General features: G+C 47.4%; 16 protein-coding genes and 3 pseudogenes. 4 read left to right on the forward strand and 15 right to left on the reverse strand.

Annotated features, from left to right (window positions below; all coding sequences use genetic code 11):
- Positions 1-2: 2 nt before the first annotated feature.
- Positions 3-446: a GTP pyrophosphokinase gene (locus CMR00_00430; GenBank protein PIO49184.1), complete on the reverse strand. Its 444-nt coding sequence runs from the start codon at positions 444-446 to the stop codon at positions 3-5.
- A 140-nt stretch (positions 447-586) separates the two neighbouring features.
- Here CMR00_00430 and CMR00_00435 point away from each other — a divergent pair, with 140 nt between their 5' ends.
- Positions 587-1,351, forward strand: a complete 765-nt coding sequence (locus CMR00_00435) for a hypothetical protein (GenBank protein ID PIO49185.1) — start codon at positions 587-589, stop codon at positions 1,349-1,351.
- Positions 1,352-1,422: 71 nt separating this feature from the next.
- Positions 1,423-1,986 (forward strand): hypothetical protein, encoded by a 564-nt coding sequence (locus CMR00_00440; protein ID PIO49186.1) that lies wholly within the window; start codon positions 1,423-1,425, stop codon positions 1,984-1,986.
- Here CMR00_00440 and trpD read toward each other — a convergent pair.
- Together trpD and CMR00_00450 are read right to left on the reverse strand one after the other, a co-directional pair.
- Positions 1,983-3,026, reverse strand: a complete 1,044-nt coding sequence (trpD, locus tag CMR00_00445) for an anthranilate phosphoribosyltransferase (protein PIO49187.1) — start codon at positions 3,024-3,026, stop codon at positions 1,983-1,985. The two genes, CMR00_00440 and trpD, sit on opposite strands and share 4 nt — an antisense overlap.
- Complete coding sequence (locus tag CMR00_00450) at positions 3,023-4,210, reverse strand: aminotransferase (GenBank protein ID PIO49188.1); 1,188 nt, start codon at positions 4,208-4,210, stop codon at positions 3,023-3,025. The genes trpD and CMR00_00450 overlap by 4 nt, the downstream gene beginning before the upstream one ends.
- A 422-nt stretch (positions 4,211-4,632) precedes the next feature.
- Between CMR00_00450 and CMR00_00455 the strand changes: the two genes are divergently transcribed.
- Positions 4,633-6,660 (forward strand): phosphohydrolase, encoded by a 2,028-nt coding sequence (locus CMR00_00455; GenBank protein ID PIO49189.1) that lies wholly within the window; start codon positions 4,633-4,635, stop codon positions 6,658-6,660.
- Between the two features lie 12 nt (positions 6,661-6,672).
- On the opposite strand, the gene CMR00_00460 is transcribed toward CMR00_00455, so the two are convergent.
- The 10 genes and pseudogenes from CMR00_00460 to CMR00_00505 all read right to left on the reverse strand — a co-directional run bounded on the left by CMR00_00460 (position 6,673) and on the right by CMR00_00505 (position 17,370).
- Positions 6,673-6,900: a hypothetical protein gene (locus tag CMR00_00460; protein ID PIO49190.1), complete on the reverse strand. Its 228-nt coding sequence runs from the start codon at positions 6,898-6,900 to the stop codon at positions 6,673-6,675.
- A 108-nt stretch (positions 6,901-7,008) separates the two neighbouring features.
- Positions 7,009-7,680 carry a hypothetical protein gene (locus CMR00_00465; protein PIO49191.1) on the reverse strand — a complete coding sequence of 224 codons (672 nt, stop codon included), beginning with the start codon at positions 7,678-7,680 and terminating at the stop codon, positions 7,009-7,011.
- Positions 7,681-7,830: 150 nt separating this feature from the next.
- Entirely contained in the window at positions 7,831-8,211 is a 381-nt protein-coding gene (locus tag CMR00_00470; protein ID PIO49192.1) for a hypothetical protein, read from the reverse strand.
- 17 nt (positions 8,212-8,228) lie between these two features.
- The gene (locus CMR00_00475) at positions 8,229-9,491 is read right to left on the reverse strand and encodes a hypothetical protein (GenBank protein PIO49193.1); all 1,263 of its coding nucleotides are present in this window, start codon (positions 9,489-9,491) and stop codon (positions 8,229-8,231) included.
- A 143-nt stretch (positions 9,492-9,634) separates the two neighbouring features.
- A complete protein-coding gene (locus CMR00_00480; protein PIO49194.1) occupies positions 9,635-10,624 on the reverse strand; it encodes a riboflavin biosynthesis protein RibF in 990 nt (329 codons plus the stop codon).
- Positions 10,625-10,626: 2 nt separating this feature from the next.
- Positions 10,627-11,363: pseudogene (gene truB / locus CMR00_00485) on the reverse strand (tRNA pseudouridine(55) synthase TruB).
- A gap of 10 nt (positions 11,364-11,373) precedes the next feature.
- Entirely contained in the window at positions 11,374-11,736 is a 363-nt protein-coding gene (gene rbfA, locus CMR00_00490) for a ribosome-binding factor A (GenBank protein ID PIO49195.1), read from the reverse strand.
- Between the two features lie 147 nt (positions 11,737-11,883).
- Entirely contained in the window at positions 11,884-14,967 is a 3,084-nt protein-coding gene (locus CMR00_00495) for a translation initiation factor IF-2 (GenBank protein ID PIO49196.1), read from the reverse strand.
- A gap of 36 nt (positions 14,968-15,003) precedes the next feature.
- Positions 15,004-16,613: pseudogene (locus tag CMR00_00500) on the reverse strand (transcription termination/antitermination protein NusA).
- 49 nt (positions 16,614-16,662) lie between these two features.
- Positions 16,663-17,370, reverse strand: a complete 708-nt coding sequence (locus CMR00_00505; GenBank protein ID PIO49197.1) for a hypothetical protein — start codon at positions 17,368-17,370, stop codon at positions 16,663-16,665.
- A 335-nt stretch (positions 17,371-17,705) separates the two neighbouring features.
- Between CMR00_00505 and CMR00_00510 the strand changes: the two genes are divergently transcribed.
- Positions 17,706-18,152 carry a hypothetical protein gene (locus tag CMR00_00510; GenBank protein ID PIO49305.1) on the forward strand — a complete coding sequence of 149 codons (447 nt, stop codon included), beginning with the start codon at positions 17,706-17,708 and terminating at the stop codon, positions 18,150-18,152.
- Positions 18,153-18,251: 99 nt separating this feature from the next.
- Here CMR00_00510 and CMR00_00515 read toward each other — a convergent pair whose 3' ends face one another.
- Both CMR00_00515 and CMR00_00520 read right to left on the reverse strand, forming a co-directional pair.
- On the reverse strand, positions 18,252-19,541 hold the full coding sequence (locus CMR00_00515) for an adenylosuccinate synthase (GenBank protein PIO49198.1): 1,290 nt from the start codon (positions 19,539-19,541) through the stop codon (positions 18,252-18,254).
- A gap of 17 nt (positions 19,542-19,558) precedes the next feature.
- A pseudogene (locus CMR00_00520) lies at positions 19,559-20,136 on the reverse strand (GTP-binding protein).
- Positions 20,137-20,138: the final 2 nt, after the last annotated feature.

The following is a 20,138-nucleotide window of genomic DNA, read 5'->3' on the forward strand; positions in this document are numbered from 1 at the left end:
AGTCAAGCAGCAAAGTCTTGATAAGCTGCTTTAAGCACGGGTAAAATTTTGGCGTATTGCTCAATGCGTGCAAAGTCTCTGGGCGTGGGCTGCGCAATGCGTTCAAGTCGCATATTGTCTGTAATGTCCGCAATTTTGACGCGTAAAGCTAAGCGGTTCGACATCACACGTGCAAGATAACTTTCTGTGCTCTCACCAGCACGCTTGCTAATGGCGTCAATTGCAGCAAGAATATCATCGGGGAAGCCTTCGCGTTCAAGATCGGCAAGTGTCAGCGGAGTGTCTTCTATCGCATCGTGCAGCACCGCCACAATTTTCTCCGCTACGGTCTCCACTTGATTCATCACGCTGATAGGGTGAGTGATATACGGCGCACCGGCTTTGTCAAGCTGGCCATCATGCATCTTGGTTGCAATCTCAATTGCTCTTTGCAGTAAATCTGTCATGGTGTCCTAAGCCCTGTCATGTTGTTCAAATCTTTAGTCAACTTTACGGAGCGTGCGCAAAATCAACAAATTCCCAGCAAATTCTTTGTATGTTTGTGTCGGATAGAAATCTATCCGCCTCAACTTAAACTTGACAAAGTATGCCCAAAAAGATCGTTCTCTTTGCCGCTCTATTCTGCATCTTCAGTGTGTTTTACAGTTGCAGCAACTCGTCAGGACCAAGTGTTACCCGTGCCAAAGTGATTGCCACGCATGCTTCTCCAAATGCACCTGCAGTGAATCTGGTCGTTGATAACGATGTGGTGGGCGGCAGCACCCCAACACGATTGACTTTCACGCAAAGCGTCAGAGTAGAAGTAGAACCGGGTACGCGCCGAGTACGCATTCGTCTCGATAACGTCAGTCCTCCTGTTGATCTCATTGACATTCCAAGCGTAACTTTCAGCGATGGCGGCAATTTTTCCTTCTTCGTGATTGACACACTGCGAGGAACAAGTAATCTCAAAACGCTGCTCATCACTGATAATCTTGCGGCACCACCTTCTGGACAAGCCGGTGTGCGTTTTCTGCATCTTTCGCCAGATGCACCTGCTGTGGATATCGTAACCTTCACAGGCACGCCCGGACTGCCGCAAAACGTGCAAGTGCTAAGCAACGGCGCAAATCGTACATTCAATACAAACGTTGCGGCGGCACAGTCGGCATTTGTCAATGTGCCTGCTAATACACAACTCGGCGTGAGACTTGCGGGCACAACAGGATCGCTGATTGGCGCATTCCCAATGCCGGGCGGTGGCAGTACAGTCGCCGCAGGACGTCTCTATACACTGTGCGTGATGGGATTAGCGCGCGCCGATGCACCGCAAGGACAAGGTCTGGTGCTGGTAACCATACCAAATAATTGACACGACTGAAAAAAGATGGAAGAGTTAGTGTGAGCAATTACCAAAGGGATACGACGATATACAGCCGAGAGATGATGACAAAATATAGCGCCGACAAAGGGTTGCGCAGAACAGTGCAGGTCATACTTTCTGTGTGCACAATAGCCATGGCAGGTACGCTGGCAATGCTGTGCAGTTGCACTGTCAATCCGTTTGCGCCACGCTTGGAGCTGTCTGAACGCAGCGGGATAGGGCTGGGCGACCAAAGAACGATTGATGGCTTCTTTCGCAATTTTGAATTTGCTTACCTGACCAAAGATACGGCTTTATACAGCCAACTGCTAGCAGAGCGATTCACGTTTGTCTATCGTGATTTCGATAACGGCATAGATGTTACATGGCCTCGCGATGTAGAGCTGGTAACGACACTGGGGCTATTTCGTAGCGCAGAAATTTTAGACCTACGCTGGAATACAATTGTCTTTCAAGATGGCGATGCTTTTCAGAAGCAGGTAGTAAGAAGTTTTCGTTTGCGTGTCGGATTTCGCATCAATGAAGTCGTGGAAATTACGGGCAATGCCAACTTTACACTGGCAAGAGATGACACAAGTGCAGTATGGAAAATGAGTCGCTGGCGCGACGAATCAAATTTTTAGACGGCAGCGGGCGCAATTTGACGATGCGCCTCAATGATGCCCTCTAAGGTGCGCTTGGCACGACCGCTTTCAAGTTCTGCACGAGCGCGCAAGATACCTTGTTCAAGCGAGCTTTCTACGCCGCTGACATAAATGGCAAAGCCACCAGCGTAGATTGCGGCATCACGCTTGGCTTCAGGGGCAACACCATCGAGAATCTGCCAAATCAGTTGTGCATTTTCCTCTACCGTGCCGCCGCGCAAATCGTCGAGGGAACGGCGTTTGATACCAAAATCTTCTGGATAGACCGTGTAATTAGAAATCGTGCCATTTTTGAGTTCGGAGATAAATGTAGCCCCGCAGACACTGGGTTCATCTAAAGCAAGACCTTCTTTGGTTTCTCCGTAGACGACAAGGCAATGCTCTGCGCCCTGTTGGCGCAAAACTTGTGCAAACATGCCCGTCAGTTCACGATCATAGACACCAACGACTTGACGCAAGATACCAGCAGGATTGACCAGGGGACCAAGCATATTGAAAATGGTGCGCACGCCCAAATCACGGCGCACACTGGCAACACGCTTGACCGCTTTGTGATAGAGTGGCGCATAAAGAAATGCAAATCGGGTTTGATTGAAAATCTCAATCGTCTTTTCCTTGGGCAATTCAATGTGTAGACCGAGAACTTCCAACACGTCCGCACTGCCACATTTGCTGGAGACAGAGCGGTTGCCGTGTTTGGCAATTTTTGCGCCAGCACTGCAGGCAAGAATTGCAGCCATCGTGGAGATGTTAAATGTGCCTGCAGCATCGCCGCCAGTGCCACAGGTATCAATGGCTTGCGGGTCAAGAGAAATTTTGTCTACAAACTTCATGATCGCCTGCACCGCACCATAGATTTCTTCAATGGTTTCACCTTTCTGACGCAGCAGCACCAGCAGAGCGGCAATAACAGCGTCAGGTATGTCGCCTTGCATGACAGCACTAACAACACTCTGCATATTAGCAGCAGAAAGTGAGGCACCAGACAAAAGCGCGATGATGGCTTCTCTCGGGGTCATAGTTGGATCTGTTTTTTTTGAAGAATCGTTTTGAGTGTGCTCATGAAAAATTCAAGCTCCTCAATGGTGTTGTAAAAATGCGGTGAGATGCGCAACAAGCCTTCTCGCGTAGAGACTTCAATCTTTGCCTGCAGCAATTGCTTTTGAATTTCTGACGGATGAGGCAAGCCTTTGATTGAGACAATGCCAGAGCAATTTTCTTTGCCTGCTACGAACGCTGGCGTGAAACCTTCCTCACACAAGCGCTCACAAAGGTAAGAAGAGAGTGCAAGCAGTTTTTCAGCAATCGTCTCAGAGCCAAGTTCGTGAAAGATAGCGAAGGCTTCGTTTAAGCCAACAAGACCAATCCAGTTTTGTGTGCCAAGTTCATGCCGACGTGCGTCATCGAGCAAGTCTTGTTCGTAATTAAAAAAATCCCAACCATCTTCCACGCTAAGCCAGCCAACAAACGGTGCACCAATCTCATCAAGCAGGGCGTCGGTCATCACCATAATCCCAATGCCCATAGGCGACATAGCCCACTTGTGGCAGCCAGCTGCAAGAAAATCAATGCCGGAGCCTTTGAAATCAATCGGCATAGCGCCTAAGCCTTGAATAGCATCGATCGAAACAAGCGTTCCATTCTGGTGACAAAGTTCTGCAAGTGCAGCAAGATCAATGCGAAAGCCCGTGAGAAATTGCACATAGCTCATTGAGACAAGACGCGTGCGCGCTGTAAGTTTGGCGGCAATATCATCAAGCAAAATTTGACCGTCTCGTGAGGAGACAAAATCAATTTCAACGCCGTGCTTCTTGAGATTGAGAAAAGGATAGACATTTGAAGGAAATTCTTGGTCGTAGAGCAAAATGCGATCGCCGCTGTGCCACTTTAAGCCTTGAGCAAGGATATTAAATGCGTAGCTCGTGTTTGGCACAAACGCCAATTGATGTAAATCGCAGTCAATAAATGATGCAACACGCCGTCGAGCAGATTCCAACGTCGGTATTAAGCGAGACCAATAATTTTCAATGTCATGCTCGCTGCGCTCCGAGAGATAATTCTCAATTGCCTGCACAACGCGTAGAGAGAGTGGACTGACTGCAGCATGATTCAAGTAAAGTTGATGCTGAAGGTGCGGAAAAATCGTGCGATACGATTCCGTTTTTGAAAAAGCGAGCGTGGCGCTATAGTTTGGTTTTTCCATTGAGCTTTAACTTCGTTTGAGCCGTAGCTGGTTTGAACTTTCTGCTGAACTTGGAGCCGTCAGAGCGCCTATGCACTCTGCCTGTGCTCAATAAACCTTAAAGCAAAAGTGATGTGGAGATGCTAAATAAACATCTTAAGACATGATTTTCAAAGCTACAGCAACAGAAAATAAATTTTTGCACTTCGTCAAAAACTGTGCCGTTTTTTAGAGAAAAACCGTGGTGCTGACGGGTATCAAATTGCATTAAAAGAATTTTCTGCATATTCTACTCTTTGGTAAAAAAGAGCGTATCTCCAAATAACGCATCACAATTTTTTATGAGAAAGGCAGCTGTTAAACCGAGTCAAAAGGCTGAAAAGATACAAGTGTATGACCTTGTAGGATTACCCGTTGTGGTTGTCCAAGATGGACTCAAAATAATGCAGCCGATTTACGACTACCACTCTACAGTTCATAGTCGGGCTATCATTGAGCATGCTAACATTTTACCAGATGAGGATGTGGTGTTGTTGTCCGATGCAGCTACAGCACACCGCACCAAACGCATTCTCGAAAAGTACGCAAAACGTCGATTTGCCATCGTAGTGATTGCAACACAGGAAGAACTTGCAAATCTGCCCAATCCAACTGAACTGCTCGACCCGACTATTATCGATATCATTGAGACGCCGATAAGTTCGACACAGTTTGCCATCTTGTTGCGTCGTGTACAGTTCTTTTTCGAGAACTGCAATAAGTTTGATTTGCTCAAGCATGAGCTCCAAGAACAGCATGATGAATTGCGTAAGCTCAACGACATTGGCATTGCCCTCTCCAGCGAAAGAGATGTAACGAAACTCTTGGAGATGATTCTTGCCATTTGCATGGACATTACGGGTGCCGATGCAGGCAGTGTCTATGTGGTGGAAGATAAGCCCGGTGTGCCAGCTGATCCCTCAAACTACTTTGCCAACAAACAACTACGGTTTCGGCATACCAAAAACTTCTCGAAGCGCATTCCCTTCAAAGAATTCACGATGCCGATTAGTCGCAGCAGTATTGTGGGTGCTGCAACGCTTTCGGGAGTGCCGCTCAATATCCCTGATGTCTACGAAATTCCGCCAGGAGCAACATACAGTTTCAATCGAGGCTTCGATATGACAAGCGGCTACCGCACGAAATCCATGCTAACCGTACCGATGTTAAACCGCAACAAAGAAACCATTGGTGCCATTCAGCTGCTAAACAAAAAGACTGTCCCCACAGCACTGCTCACAAACGAAGAAGCCACAACAAAGTATGTTATTGCATTTGACAAGAACGACGAAGATTTTATTTATTCCTTAGCTTCGCAAGCGGCAGTGGCTCTCGAAAATCAAATTCTCTTTGAGGCGCATCGCAAGTTGCTGGAAGCCTTTATCCGTCTTATTGCTGAAGCCATTGATAGAAAATCGCCTTACACGGGCGGGCATTGCAACCGCGTGCCTGTGCTGACGGAAATGCTGGCTAAAGCGGCTTGCGAGTCGCAAGATGAGCCGTTCCAAGATTTCAACCTAACTGATGAACAGTGGTATGAATTGCATATTGCGGCGTGGTTGCACGATTGCGGTAAAATCGTTACCCCGGTCAATGTGATGGACAAAGCTACGAAACTGGAAAAAATCTATGACCGCATTGAGACGATTAAGACACGCTTTGAAATTTTGCGACGCGATCTTGAGCTGGAGTATCTGCGCGCACGAACGGCGCCTAACGCAAAACCGCTTGATGAACTCGAAGCTGACTACCAGCGCAAACTGGCTGAACTTGACGACGAACAAAAATTCATTGAGAAAGTCAACATCGGCGGCGAATACTTAGACGATGCAAGTGTTGAGCGTATCAAGCGCATAGGTAATCGCAAACTTAGAATAAATGGCGAAGAGACACGTTTGCTCACGGACGAGGAAATCTACAACCTAAGTATCCGACGTGGCACACTCACTGCAGAAGAGCGCAAAATTATCAACGATCATATTGTCATTACGATTGAGATGCTTGAGAAATTGCCGTTCCCACGCAACCTGATGCGTGTGCCTGAATACGCTGGTGGTCATCACGAGAAAATGGATGGCACAGGATATCCAAAAGGGCTAACGCGTGAGCAAATGTCCATCCCAGCACGAATTATGGCAATTGCTGATGTGTTTGAAGCCCTCACAGCAGTTGATAGACCTTACAAGCGCGGCAAAACGCTCAGCGAAGCCATGGCAATTATGGGAAAGATGAAGGCTGAACATCATCTTGACCCTGACCTCTTTGATTTATTTGTCAAGTCAGGCGTCTATAAAGAGTATGCCAAAATGTACATGAGCCCCAATTTAATCGACGAAGTCGATGAAGAAGCGCTGCTTCAGATTCAGCCGCGCCCCAAAGGACCTATTGAAGTGACAACGCCCGTTGCGGCAATGGCGAGTGCATCATCATAGCCCAGTGTGTGCTCACGCATTGACCTCGATATAGCTGGAGCGATATCGAGGGCGTGGGATTGGAAGCCCATCTTTGGCAAGCCAATAGAGATGAGTTTGGATAGCATGCTGCATATTGCGTTTGGCTTCATCGGGTGTGGCACCAAGGGCAGTGCAGCCGTCTAAGTCGGGCGAGAACGCTAGGTAACCGTGCTTTGTGCGTTCAATGAGAATCAAATACTTTTTCAAATTGGCTTTCATATCTGCGCGTGTTTTCTTGTCTTTCTTCTGAACATGGTCTTATGCAGGTGTCGGCTCCCTGAACGCGTCAATTGCGCGTCTCTTTTCAATACGCCGGAGCGTGACAACTCAAGCCTCAAAGTAAAGAAACGTGAGTACCCCAAATTGTCCTAAGCGCATAGATTGCTCAATGCAGACGGCATCGCGCAGCGTGGAATCGCGTAGTGCTGGAAACCAAGTGCGAGCAGTTGTTTGGGCAGCAAAAAATCCTTGAGCAGGTGGTTTTGCATTCATGAGTGCCCAGAGTGTCGGTGAGTTTTCAGGCAGTTGTGTGGCTGTAGAAATTGGCGATGGGAAGTGAGCGATAAAGTTGTCTTCAGAGGCGCGTTTCCAGAGCAAGCCCCGCTGCAAATCCCATTTCATGACAAGGCAGGAGACAAGCCCGATTTGAGCGTAGCGTAAAGCGGTGCTCGTGATAGAAGTCTGAAAGTAGCGTTGCAGCGACAAAATGCCAGACATACCAAGCGGAAAATCTTTAGCGCGCTGTAAAAAATAGGTGCGTGGCATCAAAAGATTTGAGGCAAACCAATCAGCTTCGCGCTCGACGAGATTATCCGATTCATATTCGCAGATAGAAAGATGCGCAGGGGCAAAACCAGATTGCAGGGCATTACGATGTTCGTCAATAAAGTAGTGCCCTAACTCATGAGCGAGCGTAAAGCGTGCACGTGGAGAATCATGGCGCTCGACACGGCTGAGATTGCAATAGATGTGAAAGCGTTTGTCATAATACTCGAGCATACCATCAAAGGCATTTTTGTAGTAGCCGAAGCTGTACGTAATATTTTTTTGCGCACAATGCTCAGGGGCTCGACTCTGCCATTGCTGCCGTATTCTTCGGCGATAAATTCTGCAAGATCTGCGATTTCATCAGCACGTGAAAGCGCACTATCAACTAAAGAGATCTTCATAGTCTTTTCCCTTTTGGTGTCTAGTCTCAGCGGCTTGGCGGTCGCGCCGCATTTTTTCTTCGACATCGGGTGGAATGACACCACCTTCACGTGCAGCGCGTGCCATCTGCTCCTGAATGGCGCTATCAAGCGATATCGCTCTGTCTTGGCGCTCGTTCAGTTTAGCAAAAATCGCATCAGGCGATTCCAGTGTTTTCGGCAGATGCAAGTGACCTGATGCTAAGGCTCGCTCAACTTCTACCTCAATGGCTTGCAGCGATGCCTCATCAAGCGGCTCAATCCACCCAAGCGAGAGCATCGTGTGCCATATCTGTGCATCAAGCAAGTCATCGAGTCGCAAGCGAGAACGATGTTGGCTCATAGCTCTGAGAGTTAAGTTTAAGTTCTAGATGCAAAGTGCATTTTGAGAGCCGTTTCAATTTTCTCAATAGCGCAGTGTGCAATTTCTACAATCTCTTCTGGCGTAATTTGATATTCCGCCACGAGTGCGTCTGCGACAGAGTCTGGCAAAGCGTTGTTTTGCTCACAGAAACAATACCATGCAAAGAGAATCCTTTGCTCACGTTTCGGCAGACTCTGCAGCATGCGAATAAAAGCCTGCACTTTAGAGCGTATCTTATCGAGAAAATCTTTCATATCCGCAGCTTCGACCTGATGCTGCATAGCCAGCTGCTGAATTGCCGTATCAGAAAGCTCGCCGTGAGACTCACAAAGCAAATGCGCATCGCAGAAAGTAGTGCGCTCGGGTTCTGATAACCACATCAAAGCAACAATTGTATGCTCGATTTTTTTGCGTGCGCGGCTCAAAATTTTCCTAATGTTCTCACGCGTCGTCTGATGCTGTGCGGTCAGATCATCGATCACGGAAGAAGGCAATTTTTTACTAGGCTCATACCACTGATAGATGACACGCAAAATGTCTTGCTCGCGCTCTGGGAGCAACTGCAAGGCGACTTTCACAAGGCGCATGCGAATAGAGTTTGGCAAGGACGCATCGCTTAACTCACTAGCAACACTACTTGCATCAACGAGCTGTGCTTCCTCGCCTTCGGAAAATCGCTCCGCGTTCAGACTTATGTTACGGCGCAAGCGATCTTTGAAGAGGTTTTCAGCAATACGGTAGAGCCAAGCACGCGTTTGCTTGTGGTGTGCCTCACACGCTGAGGCAGCAGCATCTGAGACATCATCAACAAACGTATGCGCTTTTTCAAATACGCGCAGAAAAGTCTCTTGCACAAGGTCAGTAATACTTTCTTCCAGGTCTGTGCTAGCAAGTGCAGGGTTTGTAAAGCGACTCTTGCAGAAATAAAACACATGATGAATATGCCGCTCATAAAATACTTTGAATGCAGCGTCAGCAAGAGAAGCGTTATGCTTGCGCTGTGCAACGAGTGCAAGCAATTCGCCATCAGTTTTGTGGCTCAAATCTAGGTGCAGGTTTGGCATCGCCAGCAGCTCTATCTTCAAAAGTTTTGAGAGACGGATGTACGCACTCCCTTTCGCTTTCAGTCCTAACACACGCAAAGATATATTTCGTTGCCATGAATTGATGCATGGTGCTGGCATATGCTCAATCTGGATAACGGCGTGATACATAACTTTATAGCGATATAATGTCATAAGCCCCCTTTGACGCCACATCTCGGTATCGCCATCACCCTTTGACTTACAGTTTGCTTGCCCAAAGGTAATGAGCGTGGAGCTATTGGCTTTACTTAAAGCAGTACGCCAAAGCGTGACGAAACACGACACAAGCGCAGTGCTACTGCAGCAAAAGTATGGAATCAGGCATGTTGGAAGGTCTGGTGCGGCGCAGAAAAAGTAGCCGCAAGGGCTTTATCCATCTCGAGTTGGGCTTTGAGTGCATCGAGACTGGGGAACTTTTGCTCATCACGCAGACGCGAAAGCAGTTGTATTGTCAGCAACTGTCCGTAAAGATTACCGCTGAAATTCAAAATGTGCGCTTCAATGCTGAGGTGCGTGCCAGTTGAGACCGTTGGACGATAGCCGATATTAACCATGGCGCGATACTTGGCATTGTTCATCAGAGCATCGGCAACATAGACGCCTGGACTTGGCACAAGTTTGAGTGGGTCGAGCAGGTCTAAATTAGCCGTTGGAAAGCCAATCAGGCGACCGCGCTGCTCACCTTCAACAACCTTGCCAGTCAGCCGATAGGGGCTACCTAAGAGCGTATTGGCGTCACGAAGTTGCCCGCTGCTTAAAAGCGAGCGAATTTGTGTGCTAGAAACAGCTCGTCCATTGAGCATAAATTCTTCTACCACCTCAACCGAGAACGAGTGTTTCACTGAAAGCTGGCTTAAGGTTTGCAGTGTGCCACTGCGATCTCTGCCAAAGCCATGGTCGTACCCAATGACCATCGCAGCTAACCCAAACTCCTTGAGTAAAATTTGCTCGACAAAATCCTCAGGCGAAAGTGCTGCGAAGGCTTTCGTAAATTCGATGACAATAACGCTATCCAAGCCAAGTTCAGACAGCAGGGCGAGCTTTTCTTCTGTTGTGGTCAAAAGACGCACAGGCGCAGCATCTTTCTTGCTGACAACTGTGCGTGGATGAGGTGCAAAGGTCAAAAGGGTACTGCGCAATCCTGTTGTGTGCGCCTTAGCAAGAAGAGCGGCAATAATTTTGCGATGACCAAGATGCACGCCATCAAATGTACCCAGTGTGATGACGCCTGTGCGCGGAGCAAAGGGCAGAGCAGGTTCGCCGTGGGGCGTAAGAAGTTGAGAATGCTTATAGTAAAAAATCTGCATCGTTAAGACTCATTGGATTGCGCAAGGGCGATACCCTGTTTAGCAATGTCGCTGAGGATCTCTTCAAGGCGCTTGGCATCAGCAACGTCGAAGTTGCCAATGCGCTCACGCCGAAGCGCGTAAAGATAAGCACCGACACCTAAGGCTTCGCCAAAGTCATGCGCCAAAGTACGAATATAAGTACCTTTGGAGACACGACTGCAAAACCACACAAACGGTAACTCAATGCGCATAATTGTAAACTCAAAAATTTCTACTTCGCGCCGTGCTCTATCGGCAATGACTTTTCCAGCACGTGCAAAATCGTAGAGACGCTTACCATGGTACCAGACTGCAGAATGCATCGGGGGCTGTTGCAACAGTTTTCCCCTAAAGCGCATCGCGGTCTCCAAAATGTCTTGATGAGAAAGATTGGTAAGCGGTTTAAGGTCATATTCTTCTGTCTCGCTGTCGTAACTTGGCGTTTTAGCGCCAAGTTTCATGCAGCCAGAATAGGTTTTGTCTAGAGTTTCGAGATAGGCGAGCTCTTTGGTTTTTTGCCAACGGCAAGCAGCAAGAGACCTGTGGCTTTGGGGTCAAGTGTGCCGCTGTGCCCGACTTTGCAGCGAAAGCCTGCACGCGTGTAAGCATTGCGTACTTTGGCAACCACGTCGAAAGAGGTCCAATCAAGTGGCTTATCAATCAGCAAAAGCTGGGAAGGGCACTCGCGCAAGGCAATATGCTTCTTTGCAAACCACATGTATGAAAGACTACACGATGGGTTTATTTGTGCCTTGGTTAGCTTCTCTGATAAGGCTCTCCAAGCGAGCTGCTTTTTCGGCAACTTCATCTAAGTGAAATTCCAATTCAGGCATGCGACGAAACTGGTTGCGAATGCGCGATGACAATTCTTTGCGGAAAAACTTGCTTTCCTTGCGGATATGTGCCAAGACTGATTGCGCCATTTCTTTACTGCCAAGCACTGAAATATAGACATGCGCAATGCTCAAGTCCGGTGAGATTTTCACACCTTGAATAGTTGTAAGGACACCATTGCGTGGGAGCTCTTTCTGAAAGATGGTGCTCAGTTCGCGTTGCAGCAGCTCAGCGACTCGTTCCGTTCTAAGCGACATGATAAGATTCCTTCCTTAGTTATCGAGTTTGAAAAAGCACATCAGAATTGACCGCATGGTGCAAGGGAATACAAAGAGGCAATAGATTAGCCATGATTAACTGCCTTGAAGTTAAGGCTGATTTTGTGTGCAAATCTACTGCAGCTTTTATTCTGCTGTAAGTTTGCGTTTGGTTTCTACAGTTTCATAAGACTCAATGACATCGCCGACTTTGATATCGTCGTAGCCAGCTAGTGTAAGACCGCAGTCAAAGCCACTATCGACTTCCTTGACATCATCTTTGAAGCGTTTGAGTGAAGAAAGCTCGCCTTCGTAGATTTGTACACCATCGCGTAGCAGGCGCACTTTGGCATCACGGCGAATTTTGCCTTCAATGACATGACAGCCTGCAACATTGCCAACTTTTGAAATGCGGAAGACTTCGCGTACTTCAGCGGTGCCGATAGTATTCTCGGAGAGCGTAGGCGAGAGCATGCCTTCGAGCGCATCTTTGATTTCCTCGAGTGCGTGGTAGATGACGCTGTAGAAGCGAATATCGATATTTTCTTTTTCAGCAAGCCGTTTCGCATTGATATTCGGGCGGACACGAAAGCCGATGATAATCGCATCAGAAGCTGCAGCCAGCAAGACATCACTTTCAGTAATTTGTCCCACGCCCTTATGGATAATATCAACCTTGACTTCATTGGTACTCGTTTTCATGAGCCCATCAGCAAGCGCTTCAATAGAGCCACCGACATCCGCTTTAAGCACAATGCGCAGTTCTTTAATTGCGCCGCTTTGAGCTTGTTTGGAGATTTCATTGAGTTTGACGCGTGCAGTCTGGCGCATCATCTGCTCGCGTCGGATAAGTTGACGGCGGAGAGCTACTTCTCGTGCTTCACGGTCGGAAGGCATCACATTAAACACATCGCCGGCTTCGGGCAAGGCTTCAAAGCCAAGAACGCGCACAGGTTGCGAAGGATGCGCTTCTTCAACGCGCCGACCTCGTTCATCAAGCATGGCGCGTACACGACCGTAAGCAATCCCCGCCACGAAAGGCGCACCGACTCTCAACAGCCCAGTTTGAACAAGAACGGTAGCAACTGCACCTTTGCCTTTGTCGAGTTCTGCTTCAATGATAATCCCTTTCGGTAAACGCTTCGGATTGTAATTGGCAGTCAAGTTCATCAAATCAGCTTGTGCAAGCACTTTATCCAAAAGTTGGCGCACCCCAAGACCTTTCTTTGCGGAAATTTCTTGACACTGCACATCGCCGCCCCACTCCTCAACCGTAACACCATTCTCGGCAAGTTGGGCACGAATCTTATCAGGATTGGCTTCAGGCTTATCGATTTTATTGATGGCAACGACAATTGGCACACCGGCAGCTTTGGCATGATTGATCGCTTCAATCGTTTGAGGCATCACACTATCGTCGGCTGCAACAACGAGAATGACGATATCAGTAACTTGGACACCACGGGCGCGCATCGCTGTGAAAGCCTCGTGTCCGGGCGTGTCCAAAAAGGTGATTTTCTCTCCATTTTCCAGCGTAACTTCATAGGCACCAATATGCTGCGTAATACCACCCGCTTCGCCAGCCACAACATTACTACGCCGAATGTAATCCAAGAGCGAGGTCTTGCCATGATCGACATGCCCCATAATCGTTACGACAGGTGGACGCTTGGCTAAGTCTTCGGGATTATCCTCTTCAGTTTGAATTTGCGTGGCTTCCACATCGGAGATGAACTGAATTTCACGACCGAATTCCAACGCCAAAAGCTCCATGGTTTCACGGTCAAGGCGCTGGTTGATGGTAATGAACTTGCCCATTCGGAAGCACTTTTCAATGACTTCTTTTGGCGTGATGCCCATGAGGTCGGCAAACTCATGGGTGGTAGCAAACTCTGTAATCTTGATGATTTTGTCTTCAGCTTCGCGCTGCGCCGCAGCCAGTTCCATTTTTTCTTCACGCTCGCGCTTACGTTGCTTACGAAACTTCTGTCGAGAAGAAACTTCACCAAGTTCGCTTAGCATCGTTTCGCGAATGTTACGCTCAATAATTTTTTCATCAATTTCGTGTCGCTTACTTTTTTTCTTTGCTTTACTGCTCTGTCTACTGCCTTCTACTTTGTCATCGAGAGCCTCTTTCTTGGTTGAGGTCTCTGGCTCTGTCGTGAAGAACTCTTGCTTAGGCGATTCCACAGCAGGTTGAGCCTTTTTTGCTTCAGTGGCTTGAGGCTGTACCTGCGGCACTTTAGGTGATGCAGGTGCAGCATGACGCTCTGTGGTAGCTTGTTCGGTAAGGTCGCGCGCTTGTTCGCCGAACCGCTTTTTCTTTTCTTTCTTCTTTTTCTTCTTGAAAAGATCAATCTCGCCCAGCACACGCAAGCCACCGACATTCTCGGAAGTGTTAAACTTGCTGGAAATTTCAGCTTGCTGACGCTCGATTTCGCGCTGCAGATCGGTCTTTTCTTCGACGGGCTCAACACGGTCAAGCGCCACTTTTGCTTCCTCTGCAGATGTAGGCGCAACTTCATCAGGAGGAGAAATCGGCGGGGCTTGAGCCGCCACATTGTCAAATGAAACCTCATCAGAGGCTAAAGTCGAAGTCACATCTGGCGCAAGAGCAGGTTCTAATTCCTCAGCAACACTGCTGGATTCATCAGTGGGCGGGTGCGAGTGTGTCTCTGAAAGAAGTGAATCATCGGACTGACTTGACGCAGCGGGTGTGTCCGTTGCTGGTGCAGGTTCGGGCAAGGTAACTTCAAGATCCTGAACAAGATCTTGAGTTTCAGCCTCAAGTTCTGCGACCTCAGGCTGATAGGGGGTGCTTTGAAGTACAGGTGTTGTAGCAACAAAAGGTGCTGGTTCAACAGACAGGGAAGTCGCAGCAGCTTCGCTCGCAACGGCATTAGCAGCTATCGCAACATCGGAGCCAGAATGTTCTTCTTTGCTTGGAGAACTAAGACGCTTGGGTTTTGTGGCTTTGAGCGTCGGTTCTGCTTTGGTATCAAGGGCTTTCTTTTTGCGCTCTTTTTCGGCTTTGAGTTTGCGATGAATATCGCTGAGTTTCTTGGCATCACTGAAGTTTTCGAAAATCATCTCGCGCACACTTTCTGCGACCTTCGTGGAAGGTGAGGCAACCTTTACATTGTTTTCGCGCAGAAAGTCAAGCAGGTCTTTAGCAGAAACAGCTAATTCTTCTGCGATGTCCGCAATCTTATACTTCTTTTCTTCGCTCATGTCAATCCTTCCTTTCAGCGATGGCAGTTATGATACTCAGACTGTGGCGTCATCTGGTTTTGGTTGTGCTTGACTGGATGCAGTGTCCGCAGCAGTCGTTTCAGTTTCAGTCTCAGAATCGGTTGTTGCGTGATGCGCTGTCTCCGCTCTCTCTTGATGTTGCTCAAGATGTGCGTCGCCGGCTTCATGCTCAAATTCATCTTTAAGCGTTTTGTAGATGTTCTCCGCAATGCGTCGCCAATACTTACGCTCTTCTTCGCTAATGATGCGGGTATTGGCTTTTGTACGCTTTGAGTCAGCGAAAAGATCATCACGCTTCGGAGAAAGAAGCAAGGCACGCTCAATAGCATCAACACCAGCCTCGAGGGCTTTGCGAGCGGTATCCAAATTATTGTCTAACAGTTGATAAATCATGTCATCGCCAAATTCTTCTCGGAATGCAATAATATCAATATCGTCAGAATCTTGAAGTGCCTTATCGAGTTCGCGGTAAATTTCTATCTCAAAACCCGTGAGTTTCTCTGCAAGATGTATATTATTGCCGTTTTTACCAATCGCATACTTAATCTGGTCGGGCTTGAGCATCACGCGCGCCTTTTTGTTTTTGAAATCTGCAAAGACACTCATCGGGTCAATTTTGGCAGGCTGCAGCGCACGTGCAATATAAATTTGTGGTTCATCGCTATAGCTGACAACATCGATATTTTCATTGCCAAGCTCACGCACAATGTTTTGAATGCGCTTGCCTTTGTGCCCCACACAGGCGCCTACGGGGTCAATGCGGTTGCTGGTGGATTCAACAGCAACCTTAGCGCGCTCGCCGGGGACGCGCGCAATGCCTTTGATGATAATAAGCCCTTCGGAAATCTCTGGCACTTCAGCTCGAAGAGTCTGCGCAAGAAATTATCATCGGTGCGTGAGACGATAACACGGATGGGACCATCTTCGCGCTCTTTCTCAATTTCTGTGCCATCAGGCTGACGCACACGGATTTTTTCGCGCTCTACTTTCTTGACATAGAGTTTCATTCTCGGGGTCTTGCGCGGATTGTCCTTCGGCATCTTCTCACTCATCGGCAAGATGAGATCGACCTTCTGGTTCTTTGAGGTGTTGTAAGTGAAGATGATTTCTTTCGGACGAATTTGATAAACTTCTGCCGAGACGATCTTGCCGACCTTTTCACGGCATTCTTCAAAAATTGCATCACGCTCCGCATCACGCACTTTTTTCTGAACCGCCTGCTTGATGATTTGGATGGATTTGCGTGTCAGGTATTTCTTCAAATCAATTGGACCCTCTTCGTAAAAGTCTCCCAACTCAAGTGAATCATCGATTTGGCGTGCCTCTTCATAACTAATCTGAATCGTAGGCAAATCCACTTCTTCGACCACTTCACGCATGATATAGACCTCAAAGTCGCCTCGCTCTGGATTAACAATGACACGCGCATTGACTTCAGGGTCATAATCTTTACGAAGCTGTTTCTGAATCACCTCCTTGAGCAAATCTGCAATATCCATCTTCATACTGCTGACTTCTGCAGCCTTGCGGTCGCGCAGCTTATCGGATTCCTCAATGGCATTGAACGCCGATTTAATCTGCGTCTTTCTATCCTCAACAGTAGGCTCTTGTTTGCGTTTTGGCATAGCTATTTAAGTTTTCAGATGCAAGAGTTTTACAGAGCGCGCTAAAAGTCTACTTGCACGATAGCTCTTTGACTGAGGTAAGAGGCAAAACTAATCGTGTGTGCGTTGCAGCTTCTTCATTGCGTTTCTTTGCATCATGCGTTTTTACTTTTGATGATTTCTTGGATGCAATCTCAAGCTCAATTTCAGTAGTACCGTTGTCCAGAGTTCTTACAGCTAAAAGCGTACCTTCAACGACTTGCATCATAGATGAGGCATCGACAAATTGAATGCGCAAGCGTCGTCCGATGTTCTTCTTATACTGACGCGCTAAGACAAGCGGGCGCGAGATACCGGGCGAGGAAATTTCTAATCGCAAATTCTTACCAAAAATTTCCCGTGCCTCTGTGTCCGTCTCCAGCGCCTCTAACATTGCCCGTGTGAGTCGAGCACAGTCATCTATTGTGATACCTGTGTCTGTGTCTACATAAAGCTCCACGATTTCGCGTCCGTTGACATTACGCATCACAAACTCCACGAGATACACTTCCGCAAGCAACTGATTGGCAGAAGCTCTCAGAAACGCTTCAACCCATGCCTCGGCTCGCTTTCGACGCTGCTCTGATATCACGCCAGTCTTTTGCTGTTTATGAAGACCATAAAGATGAAGAACAAAAAAAGTGGGATGGTGCCCACTTTTCGTTAAGCCATAAAGAAAACAAAATATAATGCTTTGTTCGCCTTTTTCAAAGAAGCACTTGGTGTACGCAAAAAACAAGTAAAGTTAAAAAGAAAAACTCTATGTCTATTTAGTGCTGCTGTCGTAGCATAGCGCTACTGCAGTTTTGAAAACCCCAATTTCACTCGTATATTTGCATTCAACTTGACAGACGACAAATTCGTAACTTCAAGCCAAAAACAACTTGCTCTTAACCAAAACAACTCTTAATCAAAATAACCAACCTAATCGGAGAAATCCACATATGAAAAAAAATTCTGTTTGCTCTCATCGCTCTTGTTACAGTAACTGCTGTGGGCTGCGGTCCAAGTAAAGAAGAGTTAGCCAAGAAAGCTGAGAAGGCGCGGCAAGATTCAATTGCAAGAGCAGATTCTATTGCAAAAGCCGAAGCAGAGAAGAAAGCTGCCGAAGAAGCAGCAAAGAAAAAGAATATCGTGGAAACAGCCGCTGCAGCGGGTTCTTTCACCAAACTGGTGGAAGCTGTCAAAGCGGCAGGTTTAGATAGCACGCTTGCAGCAGGTGGTCCTTTCACGGTGTTTGCGCCAACAGATGAAGCCTTCTCAAAGGTAAAAGACCTTGACAAAATTTTGAAAGATAAGAAAAAGCTGACCGAGATTCTCACCTATCATGTTGTATCTGGCAAAGTAATGGCAGCGGATGTCAAGCCAGGTAAGGTAGAAACACTCGCAAAGAAAGCCTTTGAAGTGAAAGTAGCGGATGGCAAAGTGTCAGTCGATAATGCGAATGTGATCCAAACAGATATCGAGTGCACGAATGGTGTCATCCATGTTATCGATGCGGTCATTGTACCAAAGAAGTAATCTCAATGAGCAATCGATTTTAGACTTTAGAAAGCCCTGACACAATCAGGGCTTTTTTGTTTGTCAGGGTTTGTAAGCAGTGCAGAGAGACGGCGTCAATCAATGAAAAACAGTTTCTTCACGGTGTGGACCAACGGAAATGAACGTGATTTTAGTTTGCAGCATATCTTCAATAAACTCGATGTATGCTCGCGTATTAGGATGCAGGTCAGAGAAGGTTTTGGCATGACGGTTTGAGCATTGCCAGCCTTTAAGGGTTTCGTACTGAGGCTCGACCTTGCTCAGCGTATGATGATCAGTAGGAAAATCTTTTAGGACTTTATTGCCGACTTTATATGCAGTGCAAACCTTGATTTCCTCAAAGGTATCCAGCACATCAAGTTTGGTGAGAGCCAGTTCGCTGACGCCATTGATGAGATTAGAGTAGCGCAGCAAAACTAAATCAAGCCAGCCACAGCGTCGTGGTCTGCCCGTTGTGGCGCCAAATTCGTGTCCAAGCTCACGCATGCGCTCACCTGTGGCGTCGTGCAACTCTGTTGGAAAAGCCCCATTGCCCACACGCGTCATGTATGCTTTGGCAACACCAATAACCTTGCCAATACGTGTCGGGGAGAGCCCCGACCCTGTGCAGGCGCCACCTGCTGTCGGATTAGAAGACGTAACAAACGGATAGGTGCCATGATCGACATCTAAAAGGCTACCTTGCGCACCTTCAAGCAAGATGCGCTTGCCTTGTGCAAGTTGCTCATTGAGATAGACTTGCGTGTTCTTCACAAAGCTATCAATTGTGCGGTCGAACGCTGTGTAGTGGCGCACAAGTTCTTCCACATTAAATTCCTCTTTGTCGTAGATTTTTTTGAGCAGGGCATTTTTTTGCTCGAGATTCATTCTCAGCTTTTCTTCCAAAATTTCAGGCGAGAGCAGATCAACAAGGCGAATACCAATGCGGCTAAATTTGTCGACATAGCTTGGTCCAATGCCGCGCATGGTGGTGCCGATACGCTCGCCACGTGTCTGCTCAGAGAGCGCATCAAGCAGTTTATGATACGGCATAATCAAATGGGCGGTGTGGCTAATAAAAAGGCGGTTCTGCACGCTAAAACCTAATTCTTGTATGGTCTGAATTTCTTTCATCAAGGCATCGGGATCGATGACCACACCATTGCCGATAACACAGACACAGTTTTCATGAAAAATGCCTGACGGAATCAGATGTAAGACCACGGTTTTATTGTCGAAGCAAATCGTATGTCCAGCGTTTGCACCGCCTTGATAGCGCACCACAATATCATACTGCGCAGACAGGTAATCGACGAGTTTGCCTTTGCCTTCATCGCCGAATTGAGACCCGACTAGTACTGTGGCTGTTTTTTGCTCGGCATGTGTCATAGTGGAATACTTAAAAGTTAAGCTTCAAGATAAGGTTTAAGTTTAGCAAGCAATTCTTGCTGACCGATGCGTTTTGTGGCGGAGACATCAGCCGTAAAGTCGTAGTCAGAGAAAAAGATTCAGATGCGCAGCGTGCCGCATCAAGTTCAGCTTTGCTAAGTTTATCCACTTTGGTTCGAATTAGAGCGTAGCGTCGTCCGTAGAACGCTAAAAATTCTTGCATTTGCTTGTCAATCGCCATGGTCGTATGGCGTGCATCAATCAAGAGCAGTACGAGTTTGAGTTGCGTGCGTGCTCTCAGATACCACTCCAAAAGTACTTTCCACTCTTCTTGCAGCGATTTCTGCACTTTGGCGTAGCCATATCCCGGTAAATCTACAAAATAAAATTTGCGATTAATGAGAAAGAAATTGAGTTCGCGCGTTTTGCCCGGTGTGGCGCTGGTGCGTGCAAGTTTGCGCCCCATGAGCAGGTTAAGTAGCGAGGATTTGCCGACATTAGAGCGCCCAACAAAGGCAATTTCAGGTAAGCCATCCTTAGGCAGGGCATCAGGTGAGCTGACACTTTTGATGAACTCAGCGGAACGAATTTTCATGA

It is taken from the genome of [Chlorobium] sp. 445 (assembly GCA_002763895.1).
GTDB lineage: Bacteria > Bacteroidota > Chlorobiia > Chlorobiales > Thermochlorobacteraceae > Thermochlorobacter.

What these genes read in the sequence shown, in the direction of transcription:
- CMR00_00430 (PIO49184.1), bottom strand. Translation starts at nt 446, where the DNA reads ATGACAGATTTACTGCAAAGAGCAATTGAGATTGCAACCAAGATGCAT.
- CMR00_00435 (PIO49185.1), top strand. Translation starts at nt 587, where the DNA reads ATGCCCAAAAAGATCGTTCTCTTTGCCGCTCTATTCTGCATCTTCAGT.
- CMR00_00440 (PIO49186.1), top strand. Translation starts at nt 1,423, where the DNA reads ATGATGACAAAATATAGCGCCGACAAAGGGTTGCGCAGAACAGTGCAG.
- trpD (PIO49187.1), bottom strand. Translation starts at nt 3,026, where the DNA reads ATGACCCCGAGAGAAGCCATCATCGCGCTTTTGTCTGGTGCCTCACTT.
- CMR00_00450 (PIO49188.1), bottom strand. Translation starts at nt 4,210, where the DNA reads ATGGAAAAACCAAACTATAGCGCCACGCTCGCTTTTTCAAAAACGGAA.
- CMR00_00455 (PIO49189.1), top strand. Translation starts at nt 4,633, where the DNA reads ATGCAGCCGATTTACGACTACCACTCTACAGTTCATAGTCGGGCTATC.
- CMR00_00460 (PIO49190.1), bottom strand. Translation starts at nt 6,900, where the DNA reads ATGAAAGCCAATTTGAAAAAGTATTTGATTCTCATTGAACGCACAAAG.
- CMR00_00465 (PIO49191.1), bottom strand. Translation starts at nt 7,680, where the DNA reads ATGCTCGAGTATTATGACAAACGCTTTCACATCTATTGCAATCTCAGC.
- CMR00_00470 (PIO49192.1), bottom strand. Translation starts at nt 8,211, where the DNA reads ATGAGCCAACATCGTTCTCGCTTGCGACTCGATGACTTGCTTGATGCA.
- CMR00_00475 (PIO49193.1), bottom strand. Translation starts at nt 9,491, where the DNA reads ATGTGGCGTCAAAGGGGGCTTATGACATTATATCGCTATAAAGTTATG.
- CMR00_00480 (PIO49194.1), bottom strand. Translation starts at nt 10,624, where the DNA reads ATGCAGATTTTTTACTATAAGCATTCTCAACTTCTTACGCCCCACGGC.
- rbfA (PIO49195.1), bottom strand. Translation starts at nt 11,736, where the DNA reads ATGTCGCTTAGAACGGAACGAGTCGCTGAGCTGCTGCAACGCGAACTG.
- CMR00_00495 (PIO49196.1), bottom strand. Translation starts at nt 14,967, where the DNA reads ATGAGCGAAGAAAAGAAGTATAAGATTGCGGACATCGCAGAAGAATTA.
- CMR00_00515 (PIO49198.1), bottom strand. Translation starts at nt 19,541, where the DNA reads ATGACACATGCCGAGCAAAAAACAGCCACAGTACTAGTCGGGTCTCAA.